This is a genomic window from Pseudohaemophilus parahaemolyticus (assembly GCF_938021905.1).
GTDB lineage: Bacteria > Pseudomonadota > Gammaproteobacteria > Enterobacterales > Pasteurellaceae > Haemophilus_A > Haemophilus_A parahaemolyticus_B.
This window is the reverse complement of the sequence record NZ_CALIFA010000064.1, coordinates 28893-53647: the sequence shown is the minus strand read 5'-3', so window position 1 is coordinate 53647 and position 24755 is coordinate 28893. Positions and strand designations below refer to the sequence as shown.

The window sequence follows — 24755 nt, the reverse complement described above, 5'->3', positions numbered from 1 at the left end:
AGTTATATAAACCTGATGCCATTGGGCGAATCATACCTGCACGCAACATTAATTGATGGCTCACTACCTGAGCATCATTTGGCGTTTCTTTAAGGGTGGAGAATAAATATTGACTTGTACGCATTGTTTTTCCTATTAAAAATTATAAATAAATTTATCGGCAAAAATAAGGCTATTTTAGCGTAAAAAGGCGGGGTGTGGTATGATTGCCCACAATAAATACAGAAATTCAGTAAGGGAATAAGATGATTGTTGTTACCGCAGGTCACGTCGATCACGGCAAAACCGCACTATTGCAAGCCTTAACGGGCACAAATACGGCACACTTACCTGAAGAGAAAAAACGTGGGCTGACCATTGATTTGGGCTACGCTTATCTGCCGATCAAAACGCCAAACGGCAAGGAGGATATTCTTGGCTTTATCGATGTGCCAGGGCATCAACGCTTTTTGTCGAATATGCTTGCAGGCGTGGGTGGCATTCAGCACGCTTTGTTGGTAGTTTCCGCCGAAGAGGGCATTAAGCCGCAAACCGAAGAGCATCTTGAGATTCTGAGATTGCTCCGTTTTTCGCACATTATGCTGGTGATTACCAAAGCAGATCGTGCGGAAACAAGTCAAATCGAACAGCTAATTCACTCCATTCAAAGCCGTTATCCTTTCTTAGCGGAAGCTCCTGTTTTTGTGACTTCGGCACATACAGGGCAGGGCATTGAAGCGTTAAAAAATCATCTGATTGCCCTTAATACACAAGTTAAAAGTGCGATAGACAAACCGTTCCGCTATGCTATTGACCGCGTGTTCAATGTGAAAGGAGCTGGTTTGGTGGTTACGGGCACAGCAGTGGCGGGGCAGGTTAAAATTGGCTCGGAGTTCTACCTCACAAACGGTAAAAAAGTGCGTGTAAAAGGCATTCACGCCCAAAATAGCCCGTCAGAAATTGGTTTAGCGGGGCAACGATTAGCACTTAACATTGCGAACGTAGAAAAAGAGCAGGTGCAGCGTGGCGATTGGATTACCGAACTCGTTCCACATTTTGCGACAGACCGCATTACCGTACGGTTCAACGTGATTCAGCCGTTAAAAGAGAGTACCGTTGCTCATCTTTACCATTTTGCTTCTCATATCACGGGCAAAGTGAGCTTGCTCAACGCCAAACAAGCGGTGGAAAATGGCGATTATTTTGCAGAAATTTTGATGGATGAGCTGCTGCACATTACGGTAAACGACAAGTTGATTATTCGCAGCGGTGATGACCGTCAAACGCTTGGCAGTGCGGAGGTGTTGGAGATTCATTCGACTAAACGCCATAAACGTAGTGAAGCTCGTCTTGCTTTTGTCAATGAATTGGCAAAAACAACCGCTTGCGATGATTTTACTGCTCGTCTGGAGTTGATGTTGCAAAATCGTGCTTTGACGTTGGATTTCTTGCTTTGGGCAGAACAGCGTTTTGCCAGCCAATTACCTGAAAATACAGATGCGATAGTTTACGATAAGTGGATTTTCTCCTGCAAATTTAAGCAACAAATCCAGCAAAGAATGGTCGAGAAACTAACGGAATATCACGCCAACCATCAAGACCAACTAGGGCTTTCGAAAGCTCGCCTTTATCGAATGACAGTACTTGAACAGCCTGAAGGTTTGGCGTTGCAATGGCTAGATGAATTAGTTGCCGAAGGCGTGCTGGCTCAAACGCGTGGTTGGGTGCACCTGCCTGAGCATCGCATTGAGTTTTCGGCAACAGAATTGCAAATCTGGCAACAAATTCGACCGCTTTTTGAAGCTACTAATCAAGCCCTGTGGGTGCGAGAAATCGCAACCGAGCTTAGCCTTGATGAAACGGATACGCGAAACTTGCTCTATAAAGCAGGAAAACTGGGCTATGCCGTGCCAATTGTCAAAGATCGCTTCTTACTTGCTGAACAAATCCAACAATTTGCAGGCTGGATTAAAGCATTTGTGCAAACCCACGGTGAGATTTCTGTTAATCAATTACGCGATGAATTGCAATATGGACGCAAACTTACCGTGCAGTTGATGGAGTATTTTGATCGCACAGGTTTCCTCCGCCGTAAAGGGAATGTGCATCTGTTGAGGGATGCGGAGAGTTTTTAATATTACCCCTCTTTTTGCTAAAGAGGGGGAATGTTCTTAGAAAAAATATATGATGAAAAAAAAATCCCCCCGTGCGGTTGCCGCACAAATTATTTTAGAGGTGTTGGATCAGGGCAAATCGCTTTCAAACCTGATTCCCGAAGCACAAAATCATCTCAACCCTAAAGATATGCCATTGGTGCAAGAGATAACGTTTGGCGTGTGTCGTGTATTGCCTCGCCTAGAAAATATTATCAAACAGTTGGTTGATAAACCACTTAAAGGCAAAACCCGTTTGGTGCATTGCTTGCTGTTAGTTGGGTTGTATCAACTGCTTTATATGCGTGTGCCAGCTCACGCGGCAGTGGATGAAGTGGTGAATGCAACTAAAGTGCTGAAACTCGACAGTTTCCGTGCTTTAACTAACGGCGTGTTGCGTCGTTTTCTGCGTGAGCAAGAGCAAATTCTCGCTGTAGTCGATAAACATTGGCAAACGCTTCACCCTGAATGGTTTGTGAACAAAATCAAAAAAGTCTATCCGCATTGGCGTGAGATTGTAGAGGCGAATAATCAGCGTCCACCGATGTGGATTCGTGCCAACGTGCAGCATATTCAGCCGAAAGATTATGTGGCTTTATTGGGCGAGTTGGCAAATCAACGTGAAAATCCGACCGCTTGCGTGCCTGATTGTGCCATTTTGCTTGAGAACCCAGTGTCGGTAAACCAATTGCCTCACTTCGAACAAGGCTGGGCGACGGTGCAAGATGCTCACGCTCAATGGTCGGCAGAACTCTTGGATGCTCAAAATGGTGAAACGATTTTAGATGCCTGTGCCGCGCCTGGTGGCAAAACCACACATATTCTTGAAAAAGCCCCGCAAGCGGTCGTTTTTGCGTTAGATATTGAAGAAAATCGCTTGAAACGTGTGCGGGAAAATTTAGTACGTCTCAATCAATCCGCAACTGTGATTTGTGGCGATGCCAGCCAGCCTGATACCTGGCTTGAAAAGGGGGTGATGTTCGACCGTATTTTGCTGGATGCACCTTGTTCAGCAACGGGCGTGATTCGTCGTCATCCTGATATTAAATGGCTTCGCAAAGAAGCGGACATTACTGAACTTGCCAACTTGCAAGCTAAGATTTTAGAGGCACTTTGGGCAAGATTAAAACCAAACGGCATTTTGCTTTATGCGACGTGCTCGATTTTGCCAGAAGAGAACAGCTTGCAAATTCAACGTTTCCTTGAAAATCACGCAGATGCTGAAGCGGTGGAGATGGATTTCCACGGTGAAAAAGTGGCTGAAAAACAATTCTTCCCACAGTCCAACGGCGGGGATGGATTCTTTTATGCGAAGTTGAGAAAAGTGGGTTTATAAGAACAATATAATTCGTAGCAATCTTGTTTTGTGTAGGGGCGGGGTTTATCCCCGCCCGAAATCAATATCAATGATATGTTTTATTGGGTGGGATAAATCCCACCCCTACGCAAATGAGGGTAATACAATAAAAATAAAAAATCATTATGAAAATAATCATCCTCGGAGCGGGGCAAGTAGGCTCAACGTTGGCTGCTTCGCTTTCTAATGACGAAAACGACATCACGCTGATTGATGATCGCCAAGATTTGCTTGATAAATTGCAGGAAAAGCACGATTTACGCGTGCTAAAAGGCAATGGGGCATCGCCTCGTATTTTGCGACAGGCGGGAGCGAACGATGCAGATATGTTGGTGGCGGTGACCGATAGTGATGAAATCAATATGATCGCCAGTCAAGTCGCGTATAGCTTGTTCAAAGTGCCGACTAAGATTGTACGGATTCGTAACAGCGATTATGTGCGTGAGCGTGAACATCTGTTCGGCAACGATAATTTACCGATAGACCACGTGATTGCACCTGAATTGTTGGTGCAAAAGGATATTTTACGTCTGATTAACTATCCTGGGGCGTTGCAAGTGGCACATTTTGCCGATGATTTGGTCAGCCTTGTTAGCACTAAAGCCTATTACGGTGGGCCTTTGGTCGGCTACCCAATTTCTGCCCTGCACGATCATCTACCTTATATTGAAGCTCGTATTGTGGCAATTTTCAGACAAGATCGTGCCATTATTCCGCAAGGTTCGACTATTATCGAAGCAGGTGATGAGGTCTTTTTTATCTGTGAAACGCAAAACATCAAGGCGATTATGAGCGAGCTGCAACGTTTGGAGCGTCCGCATAAACGAGTGATGATTGTAGGTGGTGGCTCAATCGGATTAGGGTTAGCGAAGGATTTGGAAAATCAGTGCAGCGTGAAAATCATTGAGCGAAGCCGTGAAAAAGCTGAAGTACTTTCAACTAAGCTAGAAAAAGCCCTTGTGTTACAAGGCGATGCGTCGGATCAAGAGTTGCTTTTTGAAGAGCATATCGAAAATATCGACTTGTTTCTCGCCCTGACAAGTGATGATGAAGCAAATATTATGGCGGCACTGTTGGCAAAACGTTTAGGGGCGAAAAAAGCGATTGTGTTGGTGCAACGGATGTCTTATTTGCACTTAATTCAAGGCGGGACGATTGATATTGCGATGTCACCACAGCAATCGACTATTTCTGCACTTTCTAGCTATGTTCGCAAAGGCGATATTGTGAAAGTGGTTTCGCTCAAACAAGGTTTGGCTGAAGGGATTGAAGTAGTCGCCCACGGTGATGAGGAATCTTCCAAAGTGGTAGGGAGAAAAGTACGAGAGCTTAAGCTTCCGCAAGGGGCGATTGTTGGGGCAATTGTGCGAGATAGTCAGGTGATGATTGCCCACAAATCCACTGAAATCCAAGCTGAAGACCGTGTGATTTTGTTCGTAAACGATAAAAAACACGTGAGTGAAATTGAAAAATTGTTCCAAGTAAGTTCGTTTTTCTTATAGCGATTTGAGGCATAAAAACACCGATCAAGCGGTCGGTTTTCTTTTACAAATTACCAAATTACTTCTACGCTGTTTTGATACTGCGATAACAACTCATCAGCAATCGGTTCGTCAGTAAACAGTTTATCAATTTCTGTCAATTTACAAAGTCTGAACACATCTTTTCGTTCAATTTTGGAGTGATCGGCAACTAAGAATTTTTGCTTGCTCATTGCAAGTACTTTACGTTTAAATGGCAAATTAAGTTGGTTAGATTCCCAAATTGCTCCTTCATAAATGCCTGTACACGAGAAAATTGCCATATCAATATGTAAGCGTGAGAACAGATGCTCGGAAAAAGGGCCGTAGAAAGCATCATATTTTTCGGAATAAACCCCTCCTGTGGCAATGGTTTCGATATGTGGCTTATGGGCAAGCGAATGGATTATCCGCATAGAGCTTGTGATAATTTTGCACGGAATGTTGGGTAGGCGTTGGGCGATGTACCATGCAGTTGAGCTGGCATCAAGCACAATCACCGCATCTTCAAAAATCTGTTCGCGAATTAGCTCGGCAATGTGTTTTTTGCCGTCATTATGGGATTTCTTACGGGTAGAAAAAGATTGTCCAATATTCTGGCTTTGCAAACTTATCGCTCCCCCGTGCGTGCGATAGAGCTTGTTTTGATCAGCGAGTTTGTTTAAATCGCGTCGGATAGTTTCAATCGATACCCCTAAACTTTCGGCAAGTTCTGCCGAACCCGCCTCCTCATACTCTTTTAAGTAATCTAAAATCAGCTCGTGGCGTTTTTCCATCGTCACATCCTGTGGTTTATCGGAAAAGAATTTGCCAATTTTGGGCGAAATTAGACCGCTTGTCGAGCAAGAAAGGCGAAAATTGGGAGGGGGATCACAAAATTCATCAACATAAAACTTTGTTCGTAGGGTGTGTGAAACAAAGGTTCACGTACGTAAGCGGTTAATTTGTATTGAGGTTTTGAGAAAATGTGTGTGGATTTTGCAAATCCGCACACGATACATTTTCTAGAGGTATTTTTGTAATGCTTTCAGCTTTAGCTACGAGTTTTTTTCTCAATCATAACCATTTGTTCTGCACTTTTTATTAAGAGATTGAAGAGATTTTTATCCATTATCCTTTCCTTCATCAATAGAAATAAATGTTGATTTTTCAAAGAAGTATACTTCTTTTTAGTTGTTATTGACATAACAACTAAACAATATTGATGAATTAAATTTATGAGGTGTTAGCTATGTCAGATAGTTTTAAAAATAGCCCTGAATATGATGATTGGATTGAATCAGGTGGACGTGATTCAGATTACGAATACTATTACAATAAATGGTATCGTAGAACTCACGGGTAATTAGGAAATGGCAAGCTAATTTATTGATGAATTAGCTTGCTTTTTTATTTGTTATTTAAATAGGAGATTTGGCATATGGGACTTTTCGGTTTTATTCATGAAGTTTTTTCAGAAGCTACGGATTTTGTGACAGATACAGTAGAAAGTGCAGTTTCAACTGTAGGCGATGTTGCAATGGGAACATTAGATGTTACTTTCAGCACCATTGAAAAAAGCGTTGATCTTGTTGGAGATGGGATTTCAGCAACAGTTGAAACAGTAAGTGATATCGCAGATGCTGTTTCGGATTTTGCGAAAGAAAATCCGACTGTAACAACAGTGGCAGTTGCAGCAGCAGGTGTAGCAGCTGCAACCGTTGCAGCACCAACAATCGTAGCAACACTAGGTGCAAGCGGTGTGTTAGGCACGGCAAGTACAGGCACGGCAATTAATACGTTAAGCGGAGCAGCTCTTAAAAGTGCTTCATTAGCTAAAATTGGCGGTGGTGCTAAAGCTGTTGGTGGCTTAGGCGTTGCAGGTGGCAAGGGCGTTATTGGTGCAACTGGTGGAGTTTGGGGCGGTGGTGTAGGAAATAATTTTTCTTCTGATAAATAGAACTTTAATCGCTCAAATTTTCGCAAAAAATTTGCCAAAAAAGCAAAAATCTTTTATAATCTCCAACCATTTTTGCATAAGTTTTCGGCTGGCGAATTATCGTCAGCCTTTTGTGCTTTATAAAATTCGGCGAACTTTGTCATTTTAGTGGCTGAATTTGCAAATTCCTTCCCCTTTTTAACCGCTTGCAGTAGTGATTTTTGACTCAAGAGAGGAAAAAGGAAAATGACACATCGTACTCTATTTTAATGCCACTTCCAGCCGAGTTTTCTCGTGTGGATTGTGAAATCTCAACCAAATACATAAAAATCAGAGGCTATCTACAAATGGCATACTCATATTCCGAGAAAAAGCGTATTCGTAAGAGCTTTGGTAAACGTCCACAAGTTCTGAACGTACCTTATCTATTAACTCTCCAACTTGATTCTTACGAGAAATTTATTCAACAAGATTCAGAAGGACAACAAGGTTTAGAAGCGGCATTCCGTTCTGTATTCCCGATTGTGAGCAACAACGGTGCAACAGAATTACAATACGTTTCTTACGAACTTGGCGAGCCTGTTTTTGACGTACGTGAATGTCAAATTCGTGGCACAACCTATGCTGCACCATTACGCGTAAAATTACGTTTAGTGACTTTTGACCGTGAAGCCGCAGCGGGCACGGTAAAAGATATTAAAGAACAGAACGTGTATATGGGCGAAATCCCATTAATGACCGACAACGGTACTTTCGTCATCAACGGTACTGAGCGTGTTATCGTTTCACAATTACACCGTAGCCCGGGCGTGTTCTTCGATTCTGACAAAGGTAAAACCCACTCTTCAGGTAAAGTGCTTTATAACGCACGTATTATTCCTTACCGTGGTTCTTGGTTAGATTTCGAGTTCGATCCGAAAGATAACTTATATGCACGTATCGACCGTCGTCGTAAATTACCAGCAACGATCATTCTTCGTGCGTTAGGCTATACAACTGAAGAAATCCTTTCGATGTTCTTCGAAAAAGTGAAGTTCACCGTTTCAAGCGATAACAAATTACAAATGGAACTTGTGGCTGAGCGTTTACGTGGTGAAACAGCGTTATTCGACATTGAAGCAGATGGCAAAGTTTACGTAGAAAAAGGTCGTCGTATCACGGCAAAACACACGCGTGATTTAGCGAAAGCAGGCGTGACCAAAATTGATGTGCCAGTGGAATATATCGTAGGCAAAGTGTCTGCGAAAGACTATGTGAATTTAGAAACAGGCGAGATCATCTGCCCTGCGAATATGGAAATTTCTTTAGAAATGTTAGCGAACCTTTCACAGGCAGGTTATAAAGAGATCGAAGTATTATTCACGAACGATTTAGACCACGGTCCTTATATTTCTGAAACGTTACGTGTAGATCCAACTTACGACCGTTTATCAGCGTTAGTGGAAATCTATCGTATGATGCGTCCAGGCGAACCACCAACAAAAGAGGCTGCAGAAGGCTTATTCGATAATATGTTCTTCTCAACAGAGCGTTACGACTTATCAGCAGTAGGTCGTATGAAATTCAACCGCTCGTTAGGCATTGCAAAAGGCGAAGATTCAGGCGTATTAAGCAACGACGACATCATCGGTGTGATGAAGAAACTCATCGAAATCCGTAATGGTCGTGGTGAAGTAGATGATATTGACCACTTAGGTAACCGTCGTATTCGCAGCGTGGGCGAAATGGCAGAAAACCAATTCCGTATTGGTTTAGTACGTGTAGAACGTGCAGTGCGTGAGCGTTTATCTTTAGGCGATTTAGACGGTGTTACTCCACAAGATTTAATCAATGCGAAACCAATTTCTGCAGCAGTAAAAGAGTTCTTTGGTTCATCACAACTTTCGCAATTTATGGACCAAAATAACCCGCTTTCAGAGGTAACACACAAACGTCGTATCTCTGCACTTGGCCCAGGCGGTTTAACTCGTGAGCGTGCAGGCTTTGAGGTTCGAGACGTACACCCGACCCACTATGGTCGTTTATGTCCAATCGAAACCCCAGAGGGTCCAAATATCGGTTTGATCAACTCACTTTCTGTGTATGCACGTACTAATAACTATGGTTTCTTAGAAACCCCATTCCGTAAAGTGGTGAATGGTCAAGTAACCGAAGATATTGAGTACTTATCTGCGATTGAAGAAGGTAAATACGTTATTGCACAGGCGAACTCAAACTTAGACGAAGAGTTCCGCTTTACCGATACTTATGTAACCTGCCGTGAACAAGGCGAATCTGGTTTATATAAACCAGAAGATGTTCACTATATGGATATTTCAACCCAACAAGTGGTGTCTGTGGCTGCTGCACTTATTCCGTTCCTAGAGCACGACGATGCGAACCGTGCGTTGATGGGTGCGAACATGCAACGTCAAGCAGTTCCAACATTACGTGCGGACAAACCATTAGTTGGTACGGGTATGGAAAAACCAATCGCACTTGACTCTGGTGTCGCGGTAGTTGCAAAACGCGGTGGTATAGTGCAATACGTTGATGCATCACGTATCGTGGTGAAAGTAAACGAAGATGAAACGATCCCAGGCGAAGCGGGTATCGACATTTACAACTTAATCAAATACACCCGTTCAAACCAAAACACTTGTATCAACCAAATTCCTTGTGTGAACTTGGGCGAGCCTGTGGCACGTGGCGAGATCTTAGCAGACGGTCCTTCAACAGACTTAGGTGAATTAGCGTTAGGTCAAAACATTCGCGTGGCGTTCATGCCTTGGAATGGTTATAACTTCGAAGACTCAATGTTAGTGTCTGAGCGTGTGGTTCAAGAAGACCGTTTCACGACAATCCACATTCAAGAATTATCTTGTGTAGCACGTGATACCAAGTTAGGTGCGGAAGAGATCACCGCGGATATTCCAAACGTGGGTGAATCTGCATTAAGCAAACTAGATGAATCAGGTATCGTTTATGTGGGGGCGGAAGTAAAAGGTGGCGACATCTTAGTGGGTAAAGTTACCCCTAAAGGTGAAACCCAATTAACCCCAGAGGAAAAACTTTTACGTGCAATCTTTGGTGAGAAAGCCTCTGATGTAAAAGACTCTTCACTTCGTGTACCAAACGGTACTTCAGGTACGGTTATTGATGTTCAAGTCTTCACGCGTGATGGTGTACAAAAAGATAAACGTGCATTAGAAATCGAAGAAATGCAGCTTCGCGAAGCGAAAAAAGACTTAACCGAAGAGTTAGAGATCTTAGAGGCGGGCTTATTCGCACGCGTACGTAGCCTTTTAGTGGAAGGCGGCGTGGCAGAAGCGACTTTAAATGCAGTTTCTCGTGAAAAATGGTTAGAACAAACGCTTGAAGATGAAGCGAAACAAAACCAATTAGAACAACTTGCAGAACAATATGATGAATTACGTAAAGAGTTCGAACGTAAACTTGAAGTTAAACGTAATAAGATTATTCAAGGCGATGATTTAGCTCCTGGCGTGTTAAAAGTGGTGAAAGTGTATCTTGCTGTGAAACGTCAAATCCAACCAGGGGATAAAATGGCGGGCCGTCACGGTAACAAAGGGGTTATCTCAAAAATCAACCCAGTTGAAGATATGCCATACGACGAAAACGGTCAGCCTGTGGAAATCGTGTTGAACCCTCTGGGCGTTCCATCACGTATGAACATCGGTCAGATCTTAGAAACCCACTTAGGTTTAGCGGCGAAAGGTATCGGTGACCAAATCAATGCGATGATTAAACAGCAACAATCAGTGGCGAAATTACGTGAATATATCCAAAAAGCATATGATTTAGGTCACGGTTCACAAAAAGTGGATTTAAGCACCTTCTCTGATGAAGAGATTATGCGTTTAGCTGAAAATCTCCGTAAAGGTTTACCGCTTGCAACACCAGTGTTTGATGGTGCACACGAAAGCGAAATCAAAGGCTTATTAGAGCTTGGCGGCTTACCAACATCAGGTCAAATCACCTTATTTGACGGTCGCACTGGTGAGAAATTCGAGCGTCCTGTAACCGTTGGTTATATGTATATGCTCAAATTGAACCACTTAGTTGATGACAAAATGCACGCACGTTCAACAGGTTCTTATAGTCTTGTTACACAACAACCGCTTGGTGGTAAAGCACAATTCGGTGGTCAGCGTTTCGGTGAGATGGAGGTTTGGGCATTAGAAGCATACGGTGCGGCTTACACTCTTCAAGAAATGCTAACCGTGAAATCGGATGACGTGAACGGTCGTACGAAGATGTATAAAAACATCGTGGACGGCACGCACTATATGGAACCAGGTATTCCAGAGTCGTTCAACGTAATCACCAAAGAAATCCGTGCATTAGCGATTGATATGGAGTTAGATGAGGCGTAATTGAGTTTTGGCGGAGAAAGAAAGCCCCCCTCTTTAGAAAAGAGGGGCAGGGGGAGATTTGATAGCGATATTAATTTCCCCTCTGAACTCCGTTTTGACTACTGCCAAATCTCCCCTAACCCCTCGGAGCTCAAAGAGGGGGGATAATTTCAAGGGGCATCAACAAGCGGTGAAGTTTCGCAAACATTTTGCAAAAATCAACCGCTTGCAATCGACAAAATTTCATAAGGTGGGCATCGCCTGCCAAGCAAAACAACCTCAAACTAGGGGCAAAAAGTGAAAGACTTAGTTAAGTTTTTAAAAGCACAATCTAAATCAAACGATGATTTTGATGTAATTAAAATCGGTTTAGCCTCACCAGATAAGATTCGTTCTTGGTCTTTTGGTGAAGTCAAAAAACCAGAAACCATCAACTACCGTACCTTTAAACCTGAGCGTGATGGTCTTTTCTGTGCACGTATTTTCGGGCCGGTAAAAGATTACGAATGTTTATGTGGCAAATACAAACGCTTAAAACACCGTGGTGTAATTTGTGAAAAATGTGGCGTTGAAGTCACCCAAACTAAAGTTCGCCGTGACCGTATGGGTCATATCGAATTAGCTTGCCCTGTGGCACACATCTGGTTCTTAAAATCATTACCGTCCCGTATCGGTTTGATTTTAGATATGCCATTGCGTGATATTGAACGCGTGCTTTATTTCGAAAGCTATGTGGTGACAGAACCGGGTATGACTGATTTAGAAAAAGGTCAGTTATTAACCGAAGAACAGTTCCTTGATGCAGAAGAGCGTTGGGGCGATGAGTTCGATGCGAAAATGGGTGCAGAAGGTATCCAAGCGTTATTACGCGATATGGATCTTGAACACCAATGTGAAATGATGCGTGAAGAGTTACAAGAGACTAACTCTGAAACTAAACGCAAAAAAATCACTAAACGCTTAAAACTATTAGAAGCATTCCAACAATCTGGCAACAAACCAGAATGGATGGTAATGACTGTGTTACCAGTGCTTCCACCAGATTTACGTCCATTAGTACCACTTGATGGTGGTCGTTTTGCGACATCAGATCTGAACGATTTATACCGTCGTGTGATTAACCGTAATAACCGTTTAAAACGCTTATTAGATTTAGTCGCACCAGACATTATCGTACGTAACGAAAAACGTATGTTACAAGAGTCTGTGGATGCGTTATTAGACAACGGTCGTCGTGGTCGTGCGATTACAGGTTCAAACAAACGTCCATTAAAATCTCTTGCCGATATGATCAAGGGTAAACAAGGCCGTTTCCGTCAGAACTTGTTAGGTAAACGTGTAGACTATTCTGGTCGTTCGGTAATTACCGTAGGTCCATACTTACGTCTTCACCAATGTGGTTTGCCGAAAAAAATGGCGTTGGAATTATTCCGTCCATTTATTTACTCAAAATTAGAATCTCGTGGCATTGCATCAACCATCAAAGCTGCGAAGAAAATGGTTGAGCGTGAAGAGCCAATCGTATGGGATATTCTTGCAGAAGTGATTCGCGAACACCCGATTCTTCTAAACCGTGCACCAACCCTTCACCGTTTAGGTATTCAGGCATTCGAACCAATCCTTATCGAAGGTAAAGCAATCCAGCTACACCCACTTGTTTGTGCGGCGTTCAATGCGGACTTCGATGGTGACCAAATGGCGGTACACGTACCATTAACGTTAGAGGCACAGTTAGAAGCACGTGCGTTAATGATGTCAACCAACAACGTACTTTCACCAGCAAGTGGTGACCCAATTATCGTTCCATCTCAAGACGTTGTATTAGGTTTGTACTATATGACTCGTGAGAAAGTAAACGGTAAAGGCGAAGGAATGTACTTCTTAGACCCACGCGAGGCGGAAAAAGCCTATCGCACAGGTCAAGCAGAGTTACATTCACGTGTTAAAGTACGTATTACTGAATATGTGAAAAATGAAGAGGGCGAATTTGAACCAAAAACTTCATTAATCGACACCACAGTTGGTCGTGCAATTTTATGGATGATCGCACCGAAAGGTATGCCATACAAATTATTCAACCAAACGTTAGGTAAAAAAGCGATTTCTAAGCTCATCAACGAATGTTACCGTCGTTTAGGCTTGAAAGAGTCTGTATTACTTGCTGACCAAGTAATGTACACAGGTTTCGCATATGCGGCACGTTCTGGTGCGTCAGTGGGTATCAACGATATGGTGATTCCAGCACAAAAAGAAGAGATCATCCGTGCAGCAGAAGCTGAAGTTGCTGAGATCCAAGAGCAATTTAACTCAGGTTTAGTAACTGCAGGCGAACGTTATAATAAAGTAATCGATATTTGGGCAGCAGCGAACGAACGTGTTGCGAAAGCGATGATGGATAACCTTTCAACGGAAGAAGTAATCAACCGTGAAGGTAACCCAGAAAAACAAGCTTCATTTAACAGCATCTTTATGATGGCGGACTCTGGTGCGCGTGGTTCTGCAGCTCAGATTCGTCAGTTAGCGGGTATGCGTGGTTTGATGGCGCGTCCAGATGGCTCGATCATCGAAACCCCAATCACGGCGAACTTCCGTGAAGGCTTGAACGTTCTTCAATACTTTATTTCAACCCACGGTGCGCGTAAAGGTCTTGCGGATACGGCGTTGAAAACAGCGAACTCAGGTTACTTAACTCGTCGTTTAGTAGACGTGGCACAAGACTTAGTGATCATCGAAGACGACTGTGGTACTTCAGAAGGTATCGTAATGACACCACATATTGAAGGTGGCGATGAGAAAGTACCATTACGCGAATTAGTATTAGGTCGTGTAGCGGCTGAAGATGTATTAAAACCAGGTTCAGAAGAAGTATTAATTCCACGTAACACCTTAATCGACGAAAAATGGTGTGATGTGATTGATGAGAACTCAGTTGATAGCATCAAAGTACGTTCTGTTGTAACTTGTGATACCGACTTCGGTGTGTGTGCGAAATGTTACGGACGTGATTTGGCACGCGGTCACTTAATCAACCAAGGTGAAGCAGTGGGTGTTATCGCGGCACAATCAATCGGTGAGCCGGGTACACAGCTAACCATGCGTACGTTCCACATCGGTGGTGCGGCATCTGCGGCAGCTAAAGAGTCTAGCGTACAGGTGAAAAACAACGGTACGATCAAGTTAGCTAACGCGAAATTCGTTACTAACAAAGATGGCAAGTTGGTATTAACTTCACGTAACACTGAATTAACCGTGATCGACACCTTCGGTCGTACCAAAGAGAACTATAAAGTGCCTTATGGTGCAGTGCTTTCTAAACACGACGGCGACGAAGTGGCAGTGGGCGAAGTGGTGGCAAACTGGGATCCGCATACAATGCCAGTTATCTCAGAGGTATCAGGTCGCATTCAATTCAGCGACATCGTGGATGGTTTAACCGTTACTCGTCAAACGGATGAATTAACAGGTTTATCATCAATCGTGGTACAAGATGTGGGTGAACGTGCAACCGCAGGTAAAGATTTACGTCCAGCATTACGCTTAGTAGATGCAAACGGTAATGATATCTTAATCCCTGGCACAGATGTTCCAGCACAATACTTTTTACCGGGTAAAGCAATTGTAACGCTTGATGATGGTGCAGAAATCGCAGTAGGTGAAGCATTAGCACGTATTCCACAAGAATCTGTGGGTACGAAAGATATTACCGGTGGTCTTCCACGCGTTGCAGATTTATTCGAAGCACGTAAACCGAAAGAGCCAGCAATCCTTGCGGAAATCTCAGGTATCGTTTCATTTGGTAAAGAAACCAAAGGTAAACGCCGCTTAGTAATCACTCCTGCAGAGGGCGAAGCATACGAAGAAATGATTCCAAAATGGCGTCAGCTCAACGTATTCGAAGGCGAAATGGTACAACGTGGTGACGTGATTTCTGATGGTGCAGAAACTCCGCATGACATCTTACGCTTACGCGGTGTACACGCGGTAACCAATTATATCGTAAACGAAGTGCAAGAAGTTTACCGCTTACAAGGGGTAAAAATTAACGATAAACACATCGAAGTTATCGTTCGCCAAATGTTGCGTAAAGCAATCATCACCAACGCTTACGACTCAGAATTCCTTGAAGGGGAACAAGTAGAAGTAGCACGCGTGAAAATTGCCAACCGCAAACGTGCAGCCGAAGGCAAACCGTTGGTAGAATTTGAACGTGAATTACTTGGTATCACCAAAGCATCATTGGCAACTGAGTCATTCATCTCAGCGGCATCGTTCCAAGAAACTACCCGTGTGCTTACCGAAGCAGCCGTTGCAGGTAAACAAGACGAATTACGCGGCTTGAAAGAGAACGTGATCGTGGGTCGTTTAATCCCAGCAGGTACAGGTTTCGCTTACCACAAAGCGCGCGCAGAAAAACGTGCTGCTGCACTTGCAGGACAAGCGGTCGGATTTACCGAAGAAGTTGCAACTCCAGTAGCTAATAACTTTGCAACCGACGCAGATATCGAAGCTGAATTTGAGTTTGTAGCAGATGATGCAACTCAAAGTTTAGCAGCGTTACTCAACGCAGAGATGGAAGCGGAAGAGTAGTCCATAGGGGGGCTTTTAGCCCACCGATTAGATAGAGAAAAGCCCTCAGAACTGGAAAGTTTTGAGGGTTTTCTGAAAATAGTTGGTTACCAGCCCCATTTTAATTTATCGTATAAAGTCACTAATTTTTTAAATTCGCTTGCAACAGCCCCTTTTTCTTTTTTAAGATATTTATTTTTATATCTATTTAGAAAATCAAGTAAATCATCTAAAATGATATCCTGAAGTTCTAAAAAAGGAATTAATCTGAAAACCTCTTCTACATTCTTATGTTCATTAATTAGTCCTTTAATTGTTTTATCCTTGGTTTGTGAAAATTTACGTTTATATTGACCATTAATTTTTATTTCAGTGTTAATGAATTTATCTAAAGAAACTCCCTTCTTTAGACAGAATGCATCTAACTCTTTTTGGTTATTAATATTACATTTTCTTAGATAGTAATATATAGGAACATATACAGCGTTTCCCAGTTGACTCGGAAAGACTAAAGTAAGTAGTTTTTCTGCATCATAATTGTTATTACCATCGGATAGAACATCTTCCATAAGATTAAGTGCATTAATACCAAAATATCCTTGCTCAGAAAATGCTTTTTTAACTCCAACACCTACAACAAATTCAATATCTTTATAATTTTTAGTTTGGTCTATATCAGAAACAAGGATATGTTCTGTTGGTTCGGAAGTATAAACAAATTCATAAAATTGTTCTTTGAAATGACGAAGTATTCTTGCAGGGATTTTTCTTTTCATGCTTCGTATAGCATTATATACCAAAGTGAAATTATTAGTCTTAATAAGAGTGATTGGTAGAGATATATGATCAAATACAATACTACTTTCCGTAATGCTTTCTGACTCATAAATTTTTAATCTATTAACAAAAATAAGATTTTTACGCAATTTATCTAAATTATGATCATCAATACATCTAACAATGGAGGCTAAAATAGCTCTAATGTTTTCGTCATTAAGAGAATATCCAATAAAAATAATAGGGTGTTCCATAAATATAGTAATTAATTTTGAAGCAAGATAAGCATTTCTCGCTTCAAACTTTTGGTAATCAGATTCTGTTAACACTAAAGAGTTTGGGTTGCTTGCACTACCATGGATTTTATATATTTCTCCTACTTCCTGAGGATTAGAAAATAGAAGTTCTTGCTGTCCTATATATACTTCATAATCAGGAAAGATGTTCTCAAGAAACATGTCCCAATTAGTAGTAATAATGCCATCTATATTAAGATTTTCTAGTGCATTAATTTCATTTTGGTATTCTTTATTAATTTTATTATTTAAATTTTTCAGATAATGACTTATTTCAATACGCAAAGCGGACGTTGTATCTTTACTAAAAGATTCATATTTTTCCCTATTTGATATATAAGAATTATCTTTCCACCAAACTTCATGAAAATCATTAGCTAGTAATTCAGCTGCTTTTGCTAAGTTACCGTCGGCAGAAGATTTGTAGTATTTAAAAGATTTTCCTGTATTGCAGAACTTAGTTAATAATCCTTCCCAATCTTCTAAATTTAAATAACGTCTAGAGAATCCAGAGCCAATGAATAGAAATGCTCCTCCTATATGAGACTGTAGTATTTCTGATAATTTATTTTGAATATTCATATACTTGATCCTTTTAATGATTTTTATTAAATGTATAGTTTTATATTTTAATTGATAAGTAAACTAAAAATTATATTTAAGTAACTCAATCTGCTAATACTTTGAAATTTCTCTAACGCTTCAATAAAATCTTCATCAAATCCTTCAAATAAATCCAAAAATTCCATATCTGCTTTAGGTTTAAATGAGCGTAAAATAATATCGCTATTTTCTCCGTGTAGAATTTCAACTGTATCTATATCTAAACGGAAACTAACAGGAATTCTTACTGCTTGGCTGTAACCACTTTGAAAAACTTTTGTTATCATAGTATTACTCCGTATATATTTGTTTTTATAAGTATACACAATTTAGCATAATTTATAATCAAAATTTAATATAACAAAACCCTCAGAGCTAGAAAGTCCTGAGGGCTTTGTTTTGCAAAAAAGAATAAAAATCTGACCGCTTACAACTTCACTAAAAAACCTTCTAACCAATTTTCTGCCGTTTCATCGTGTTCGAAATTGGTTACGGTATCAATACGTTCCGAGTCGCACACTTGTGTTGCACCTTTTGCCTTTAAAGTATTTTCAACAATATCCACTGCGTGGCAGAAGGTGTCGTAATCAGAGCTTCCAAGCCCAACAACACCAAACTTCATTTGGCTAAAATCAAGCGGTTGATTTTCGAGTGCTTCAAACAAAGGCTTGATATTATCAGGCAGCTCGCCTGCACCATGGGTTGAGGTAACCACGATTAAAATGGGTTGCGATTGAATGTCTACCAGCGTTGCGTGATTAAAAAGTTCAACATTAAAGCCTTTGGCGGTTAAACAACTTTCGAGGTGATCGGCAACATATTCCGCACCACCTAAGGTGCTGCCTGTGATAATGCAAATGGATTGGGTCATAAATTTTCCTTTGAATGATATTCGTAGGGAAGGGGAGTTATTCCTTCCCTTTTCTTGTAAATAAAGGACAGGGATAAACCCTGTCCCTACGAGTGAGTTTGGTCAGAAATGAGACTTGAAAAGTATTGGCGGAAGGTCATGGGAGTCGAACCCACCCGAGAACGCTGGCGTCCTCAACAGGATTTGAAGTCCTGCCACCTCACCGGAGATGACGACCTTCCGTTTTAAAAGTAGCCATATTCTACTTTATTTATTAGAATTATCCAACGTTTAGATTTCTCAATTCTTGGCTATGCAACATTTATTTCGTCAAATCCCGTCGGTCGATAAGCTACTCAAACAGCCACAAGCGGTCGATTTTATTCAACAATTTGGACATCAAGCCGTGGTCGAGCAGCTGCGTTTATTGATTGAACAGGCTCGCCGACACGTCCAACATCATCACTCTTTGCCCGATTTTTTGACTAATGCAACCACGTTTTTTGCACAGCTTTTTCATTCCCTTTCCCAATTGCAATCGGTGCAACTTCGCCCTGTGTTTAACTTAACGGGCACGGTGTTGCATACTAATTTGGGGCGGGGATTATGGTCAGAAGCGGCAATTCAAGCGGCGACCTGTGCGATGCAAAGTAATGTGGCATTGGAGTTTGATATTGATGAGGGTAGAAGATCGCATCGTGATCTCTATATTTCTGAGCTGGTTACCAAGATCACGGGTGCAGAAGCAGCTTGCGTAGTAAATAACAATGCGGCAGCGGTGTTGCTGATGTTGGCAACTTTCGCTAAAGATAAAGAAGTGATTGTCTCAAGGGGGGAATTGGTCGAAATTGGTGGGGCATTTCGCATTCCCGATATTATGTTGCAGGCAGGGTGTAAGTTGGTGGAAGTCGGTACGACCAACCGCACACACCTTAAAGATTATCGCAATGCGATCAATGAAAATACCGCCTTTTTGATGAAGGTGCACACGAGCAATTATCATATTGAGGGCTTTACCAGTTCCGTGCTAGAGGAAGAATTAGTCGCACTTGGCAAAGAGTTTGGCTTGCCAGTAATAAGCGATTTAGGCAGTGGCTCGCTGATAGATATGGCATTGCTTGGTTTACCTGCCGAGCCGATGGTGCAACAGAAAGTCGCGGCAGGTGTGGATTTGGTTTCCTTCTCGGGCGATAAGCTCTTAGGCGGGCCGCAAGCGGGCATTATTGTGGGTAAAAAAGTGTGGATTGATGAGCTGCAAGCCCATCCGCTCAAGCGAGTGTTGCGTTGCGATAAAGTGATTTTATCGGCGTTGGAGGCGACCCTTCGTCAATATCTTTTACCTGAAAAATTGTCTGAAACTTTACCGACTTTGAATTTACTCACGCAATCGGTTGATTTGCTGGAAATCCGAGCAGAAAAGCTCAAAGAAGTATTAGGCAAGCGGTTAAATTCACGCTATATTTTGCAAGTTGAACCAAGCCTTGCCCAGATTGGCAGCGGGGCTTTGCCAACGGAAAAACTTCCCTCTGTTGCTGTTACAATCGAGAGTGAAAAACAGAGCGATTTATTAGCATTAGAGCAACAGTTTAAACAATTACCAACTCCGATTATCGGGCGTTTTGCCGATAAAAAATTTTGGTTGGATTTGCGTTCTGTCACGCAGTTTGAGGCGTTGATTGAGATGCTGTCTTTTAATACTCCCCTCTTTAGCAAAGAGGGGCAGGGGGAGATTTGGCAGAAATGAAAACGGAGTTCATCTGAGAATTGAACATCGTTATCAAATCTCCCCTACCCCCTCTTTTCTAAAGAGGGGGATTTTTTTATTGTGATATTCACCACCAGCCCCTCAATAGGATTTTTATGAAAAAACTACTGACAACCCTTTTTGCACTTTCTGCAATTTCTGTTGCCGTGGCAAAAGAAGTAAACGTGAAATTTTTAGGCACCTCAGATGTTCACGGTCGTATTGTGCCGTGGTCTTACGGTGCGGACGTAGAGGACAAATCAGGCTCTTACGCACAAATCGCGACCTATGTAAAAGAAGTGCGTAAATCTCACCCCGATTTAATTTTGGTGGATATTGGTGATGCGATTCAAGATAACCAAGTGGTGAGAAAATCGTCGATCTGAAACTTGCCGATGGTACTCCTGTAACTGATGATATGAAAATCAAACTTGGTATGAACTCTTATCGCTTCGGTCAAATGACCAAAAAAGGCGGTATTTGGGAAGGTCAGCAAATCCCTACCCTTTGGGAATCTAAAGTGGCAATGGGTCAAGAGAAAGGCACGATCCAAAATATGATGATCGACTACATCACTAACGTGAAAAAAGGCAAAGTGGAAGGTGTTTCACACAATCGCTGGAAGATTATAGGCTTATAATTTCTACATTTTACTTTTCAGTTAACTATAACAGCCCCTTTGGGGCTGTTTTTTCTTCCCAATCGTTTTCGTTTTTCCATTCTTTTATCTTTATCAAAAAACCAATAGAATTTTGCAAAAAATCGTGTCAATCCAACCGCTTTTCAGCTAATCTATCTGAGGTATTTATTCACAATCAAATTACAGAGGATTTGTTATGGAGACACTTTTCACTACAGCTCAAAACTGGTTAAATCAAGACCCAGATCAAGAAACTCGTGCGGAGTTAGAGCAACTGATTGCAGAGGCAAAAGCAGGGAAAACGGACGCTCAAGCAGAATTAGCAAACCGTTTTAACGGTCGCTTACAATTTGGTACAGCGGGATTGCGTGGTCGTTTGCAGGCAGGCTCAATGGGGATGAACCGTGTGTTAGTAGCACAAGCTGCGGGCGGTTTAGCGGAATACTTAAAAGGCTACGATAAAGAGCCATCTATTGTAATTGGTTACGATGGTCGTAAAAATTCGGATGTGTTCGCACGCGATACCGCAGAAATTATGGCGGGTGCAGGCATTAAAGCGTATTTATTACCACGCAAATTACCAACCCCAGTGTTAGCCTATGCAATCCAATACTTCGATACCACTGCAGGCGTAATGGTAACGGCAAGCCACAATCCACCTGAGGATAACGGCTATAAAGTTTACTTAGGTAAAGCAAACGGCGGTGGTCAAATCGTTTCACCTGCGGATAAAGAGATTGCGGCACTTATCGACAAAGTAGCAGGAGGTAACATTGCAGATTTACCACGCAGCCAAAATTTCACCGTGTTAAGCGATGAAATTGTCGATGCTTACATTGTGAAAACCGCAAGCCTTGCGAAAGAGCCAGCGTGCGATATTAATTACGTTTACACTGCAATGCACGGCGTGGGCTATGAAGTATTAAGCAAAACCCTTGCCAAAGCAAGTTTACCACAACCGCACGTGGTAGCTGAACAAGTATGGCCAGACGGCACATTCCCAACCGTAAACTTCCCGAACCCAGAAGAGAAAGGGGCATTAGACTTAGCGATTGAAGTAGCGAAAAAACATAATGCTGAATTTATCATCGCAAACGACCCAGATGCTGACCGTTTAGCAGTGGCATTGCCAGATGCAGAAGGTAACTGGAAACCTCTTCACGGTAACGTGATTGGTTGTTACTTAGGTTGGTATTTAGCAAAACAATATCATGCACAAGGCAAACAAGGCGTGTTAGCATGTTCATTGGTTTCTTCACCAGCCCTAGCAGAAATTGCGAAGAAATATGGTTTTGACTCAGAAGAAACTTTAACTGGATTCAAATATATCGGTAAAGTAAACGGTTTATTATTCGGTTTCGAAGAAGCATTAGGTTACTTAGTCGACCCAGACAAAGTTCGCGATAAAGATGGTATTTCAGCGGCAATCGTATTCTTAGATTTAGTACGTAGCCTCAAAAAAGAAGGTAAAACACTTGCAGACTACGCAGCAGACTTCACCAAAGAGTTTGGTGCTTATGTAAGCGGTCAAATTTCTATTCGTGTAAGCGATTTATCTGAAATTGGTAAATTGATGAGTGCATTACGTCATAATCCGCCAGCAGAAGTGGGTGGTTTCAAAGTAGCTACATTCTTAGATCATACAAAAACTGACCGCCAAAGCGATATTTTAGTATTCGTATTAGAAAATGGTAGCCGTTTAATTGCTCGTCCATCAGGCACAGAACCGAAAATCAAGTTCTACTTAGATGCACGTGGTACTGACCCGAAAAATGCAGATGAAGTATTAGCACAATTCGATGAAAGCGTACGCGTTCTTTTGCGTCAAGAACAATATGGCAAACAAGATTGCTAATTTGCATTTTGCAAAATAGATGAGAAAAAACACCGCTTCTCTTTTGTAGGCTAGAGTGAGCACAAGGATACAGTAGCGGTTCTAAATGCCCCGTAAGGGGCATATTTATTTCTCCTATAAGATATGCCCGTTTTGACTATTTTAAGTCTAAAACGGGCATTTAATTTTCCTCTAAAGCTACCTCCAAGCGGTTATTTTTGTGATCTTGCTCACAGAACTGAACATAAAATCGCGTTTTTCTTCAAAAAAGCCTTTCCCTGTGAATAATAAAAAACAGAAATTTTCTTTATTCAACCAATCAGGAGAAATGCTATGACTGCTTTGAAATCCACTCCCGTGAAAATTGGTATCCGCCCAACCATCGACGGTCGCCGTTTAGGAGTGCGTGAATCACTCGAAGATCAAACAATGAATATGGCGAAAGCTGTGGCGAAATTGATTAGTTCAGAAGTTCGTCATACTAATGGCGATTTCGTGGAATGTGTAATCGCAGACAGCTGCATCGGTGGCGTGGCAGAATCTGCCGCTTGTGCAGAAAAATTTAAACGTGAGAATGTCGGTGCGGTGATTACGGTAACCCCTTGCTGGTGCTACGGTTCTGAAACCATTGATATGGATCCACACACACCAAAAGCGATTTGGGGTTTCAACGGTACAGAACGCCCAGGGGCAGTTTATTTAGCGGCAGCCCTTGCTGGTCATAACCAACTTGGTTTACCTGCTTTCTCTATTTACAGCCACGAAGTGCAAGAAGCAGACGATCAAACTATTCCAGCGGATGTGCGTGAAAAATTATTACGTTTTGCCCGTGCTGGTTTAGCTGTGGCAACTTTACGCGGTAAATCTTACCTCTCTATCGGATCTGTTTCGATGGGTATCGCAGGTTCTATTGTGAACCAACCATTCTTCCAAGAATACTTAGGTATGCGTAACGAATACGTGGATATGTCTGAAATTACCCGCCGTATCGACCGTGGCATTTACGACCATGAAGAATACGAACTTGCACTTCAATGGGCTAACGAATACTGCATTGACGGCGTGGATGTAAACGCACCAGAAAATCAAATGAACGCGGAAGAAAGAGCGGAGTTACGTAAAACTTTAGTCAAAATGACCATCATCGCACGCGATTTAATGGTCGGCAATCCAAAATTGGCTGAACTCAACTTTGGCGAAGAAGCGTTAGGTCACAATGCGATTGCAGCTGGTTTCCAAGGTCAACGTCATTGGACAGACCATCGTCCAAATGGCGACTTTATGGAAGCGATGTTGAACTCAACTTATGACTGGAATGGCGTACGTCCTCCATACATTCTTGCAACCGAAAATGACAGCTTAAACGCAGTAAATATGTTGTTCGGTAACCTTTTAACTGGTCAAGCTCAAATCTTTGCTGACGTACGTACTTACTGGAGTGAAGACTCCGTAGAACGTGTGACAGGCTGGCGCCCAGAAAACGGTTTCATTCACTTAATCAACTCTGGTTCTGCGGCATTAGATGGCACAGGTCAACACCAAGACAAAGATGGCAATCCTGTAGTGAAACCAGCTTGGGAAGTGACTGAGGCAGACGGCAAACGCTGCTTAGAAAATACTCGTTGGTGTCCAGCGGTGTATGAATACTTCCGTGGGGGCGGTTTATCTTCTCAATACCTCACCAAAGGTGGTATGCCATTTACCATGCACCGCATTAACTTTGTCAAAGGTGTAGGCCCTGTTCTTCAAATTGCAGAAGGCTGGTCAATTGAGTTACCTGAAAATGTACACGACATCTTAAATAAACGTACTAATGAAACTTGGCCAACGACTTGGTTCGTGCCTCGTCTAAATGGTAAAGGTGCATTCAAAGATGTGTATTCTGTGATGGCAAACTGGGGTGCAAACCATTGTGTAGCTACTTACGGACACGTTGGGGCAGACTTGATTACCTTAGCTTCTATGCTTCGTATTCCAGTCAATATGCACAACGTGGAAGAAAAAGACATTTTCCGTCCAAGTGCATGGAATATGTTTGGTCAAGATAAAGAAGGTCAAGACTACCGTGCTTGTGCGAACTTTGGACCGCTTTATAAATAACGCAAGCGGTAAAAATTTGCGTATAAATTGCAAATTTCCTCGAATGGAGGAAATTTGAAAAGA

At 42.1% G+C, this 24755-nt stretch carries 14 protein-coding genes, 1 tRNA gene and 1 pseudogene; 11 read left to right on the top strand and 5 right to left on the bottom strand.

Annotation, left to right across the window (positions count from 1 at the left end; all coding sequences use genetic code 11):
* Nucleotides 1-245 precede the first annotated feature (245 nt).
* The 3 genes from selB to trkA all read left to right on the top strand — a co-directional run bounded on the left by selB (nucleotide 246) and on the right by trkA (nucleotide 4991).
* Nucleotides 246-2114, top strand: coding sequence for a selenocysteine-specific translation elongation factor (gene selB / locus QMF79_RS06390; protein ID WP_281773175.1), 1869 nt, complete (start codon nucleotides 246-248; stop codon nucleotides 2112-2114).
* Nucleotides 2115-2166: 52 nt separating this feature from the next.
* The gene (rsmB, locus tag QMF79_RS06385) at nucleotides 2167-3468 is read left to right on the top strand and encodes a 16S rRNA (cytosine(967)-C(5))-methyltransferase RsmB (protein ID WP_281773176.1); all 1302 of its coding nucleotides are present in this window, start codon (nucleotides 2167-2169) and stop codon (nucleotides 3466-3468) included.
* Between the two features lie 146 nt (nucleotides 3469-3614).
* The gene (trkA, locus tag QMF79_RS06380; protein WP_281773174.1) at nucleotides 3615-4991 is read left to right on the top strand and encodes a Trk system potassium transporter TrkA; all 1377 of its coding nucleotides are present in this window, start codon (nucleotides 3615-3617) and stop codon (nucleotides 4989-4991) included.
* A 50-nt stretch (nucleotides 4992-5041) separates the two neighbouring features.
* Here the strand turns inward: trkA and QMF79_RS06375 are convergent, their stop codons facing one another.
* Nucleotides 5042-5785, bottom strand: a complete 744-nt coding sequence (locus QMF79_RS06375; RefSeq protein ID WP_281773173.1) for a DeoR/GlpR family DNA-binding transcription regulator — start codon at nucleotides 5783-5785, stop codon at nucleotides 5042-5044.
* Between the two features lie 695 nt (nucleotides 5786-6480).
* On the opposite strand from QMF79_RS06375, the gene QMF79_RS06370 reads away from it, so the two are divergent.
* The 3 genes from QMF79_RS06370 to rpoC all read left to right on the top strand — a co-directional run bounded on the left by QMF79_RS06370 (nucleotide 6481) and on the right by rpoC (nucleotide 15869).
* Nucleotides 6481-6948, top strand: coding sequence for a hypothetical protein (locus QMF79_RS06370; protein WP_281773172.1), 468 nt, complete (start codon nucleotides 6481-6483; stop codon nucleotides 6946-6948).
* 326 nt (nucleotides 6949-7274) lie between these two features.
* A complete protein-coding gene (rpoB, locus tag QMF79_RS06365) occupies nucleotides 7275-11303 on the top strand; it encodes a DNA-directed RNA polymerase subunit beta (RefSeq protein WP_281773171.1) in 4029 nt (1342 codons plus the stop codon).
* Nucleotides 11304-11579: 276 nt separating this feature from the next.
* Nucleotides 11580-15869 (top strand): DNA-directed RNA polymerase subunit beta', encoded by a 4290-nt coding sequence (gene rpoC / locus QMF79_RS06360; RefSeq protein ID WP_281773170.1) that lies wholly within the window; start codon nucleotides 11580-11582, stop codon nucleotides 15867-15869.
* A gap of 86 nt (nucleotides 15870-15955) precedes the next feature.
* Here rpoC and QMF79_RS06355 read toward each other — a convergent pair whose 3' ends face one another.
* The 4 genes from QMF79_RS06355 to QMF79_RS06340 all read right to left on the bottom strand — a co-directional run bounded on the left by QMF79_RS06355 (nucleotide 15956) and on the right by QMF79_RS06340 (nucleotide 18616).
* Nucleotides 15956-17503 carry an SIR2 family protein gene (locus QMF79_RS06355; RefSeq protein ID WP_281773169.1) on the bottom strand — a complete coding sequence of 516 codons (1548 nt, stop codon included), beginning with the start codon at nucleotides 17501-17503 and terminating at the stop codon, nucleotides 15956-15958.
* 47 nt (nucleotides 17504-17550) lie between these two features.
* A complete protein-coding gene (locus QMF79_RS06350; protein WP_281773168.1) occupies nucleotides 17551-17811 on the bottom strand; it encodes an antitoxin in 261 nt (86 codons plus the stop codon).
* Nucleotides 17812-17951: 140 nt separating this feature from the next.
* Nucleotides 17952-18395 carry an FMN-binding protein MioC gene (gene mioC / locus QMF79_RS06345; RefSeq protein WP_281773167.1) on the bottom strand — a complete coding sequence of 148 codons (444 nt, stop codon included), beginning with the start codon at nucleotides 18393-18395 and terminating at the stop codon, nucleotides 17952-17954.
* 126 nt (nucleotides 18396-18521) lie between these two features.
* Nucleotides 18522-18616: transfer RNA gene (locus QMF79_RS06340), tRNA-Sec, on the bottom strand.
* Between the two features lie 71 nt (nucleotides 18617-18687).
* Here QMF79_RS06340 and selA point away from each other — a divergent pair.
* The 5 genes and pseudogenes from selA to fucI all read left to right on the top strand — a co-directional run bounded on the left by selA (nucleotide 18688) and on the right by fucI (nucleotide 24692).
* Complete coding sequence (selA, locus tag QMF79_RS06335; RefSeq protein WP_281773166.1) at nucleotides 18688-20118, top strand: L-seryl-tRNA(Sec) selenium transferase; 1431 nt, start codon at nucleotides 18688-18690, stop codon at nucleotides 20116-20118.
* A 116-nt stretch (nucleotides 20119-20234) separates the two neighbouring features.
* Entirely contained in the window at nucleotides 20235-20504 is a 270-nt protein-coding gene (locus QMF79_RS06330) for a hypothetical protein (RefSeq protein WP_281773165.1), read from the top strand.
* Nucleotides 20477-20758, top strand: a pseudogene (locus QMF79_RS06325) (bifunctional metallophosphatase/5'-nucleotidase); the annotation flags it as partial. The gene QMF79_RS06330 and the pseudogene QMF79_RS06325, both read left to right, overlap by 28 nt.
* A gap of 196 nt (nucleotides 20759-20954) precedes the next feature.
* Nucleotides 20955-22613, top strand: a complete 1659-nt coding sequence (locus QMF79_RS06320; protein ID WP_281773163.1) for a phospho-sugar mutase — start codon at nucleotides 20955-20957, stop codon at nucleotides 22611-22613.
* A gap of 312 nt (nucleotides 22614-22925) precedes the next feature.
* Nucleotides 22926-24692, top strand: a complete 1767-nt coding sequence (gene fucI / locus QMF79_RS06315) for an L-fucose isomerase (RefSeq protein ID WP_281773162.1) — start codon at nucleotides 22926-22928, stop codon at nucleotides 24690-24692.
* Nucleotides 24693-24755: the final 63 nt, after the last annotated feature.

Bases quoted from the DNA above. Each gene is read 5' to 3' on its own strand.
- trkA (WP_281773174.1), top strand. From the start codon at position 3,615: ATGAAAATAATCATCCTCGGAGCGGGGCAAGTAGGCTCAACGTTGGCT.
- mioC (WP_281773167.1), bottom strand. From the start codon at position 18,395: ATGACCCAATCCATTTGCATTATCACAGGCAGCACCTTAGGTGGTGCG.
- rsmB (WP_281773176.1), top strand. From the start codon at position 2,167: ATGAAAAAAAAATCCCCCCGTGCGGTTGCCGCACAAATTATTTTAGAG.
- QMF79_RS06375 (WP_281773173.1), bottom strand. From the start codon at position 5,785: ATGGAAAAACGCCACGAGCTGATTTTAGATTACTTAAAAGAGTATGAG.
- fucI (WP_281773162.1), top strand. From the start codon at position 22,926: ATGACTGCTTTGAAATCCACTCCCGTGAAAATTGGTATCCGCCCAACC.
- QMF79_RS06330 (WP_281773165.1), top strand. From the start codon at position 20,235: ATGAAAAAACTACTGACAACCCTTTTTGCACTTTCTGCAATTTCTGTT.
- selA (WP_281773166.1), top strand. From the start codon at position 18,688: ATGCAACATTTATTTCGTCAAATCCCGTCGGTCGATAAGCTACTCAAA.
- QMF79_RS06355 (WP_281773169.1), bottom strand. From the start codon at position 17,503: ATGAATATTCAAAATAAATTATCAGAAATACTACAGTCTCATATAGGA.
- QMF79_RS06350 (WP_281773168.1), bottom strand. From the start codon at position 17,811: ATGATAACAAAAGTTTTTCAAAGTGGTTACAGCCAAGCAGTAAGAATT.
- rpoB (WP_281773171.1), top strand. From the start codon at position 7,275: ATGGCATACTCATATTCCGAGAAAAAGCGTATTCGTAAGAGCTTTGGT.
- QMF79_RS06320 (WP_281773163.1), top strand. From the start codon at position 20,955: ATGGAGACACTTTTCACTACAGCTCAAAACTGGTTAAATCAAGACCCA.
- selB (WP_281773175.1), top strand. From the start codon at position 246: ATGATTGTTGTTACCGCAGGTCACGTCGATCACGGCAAAACCGCACTA.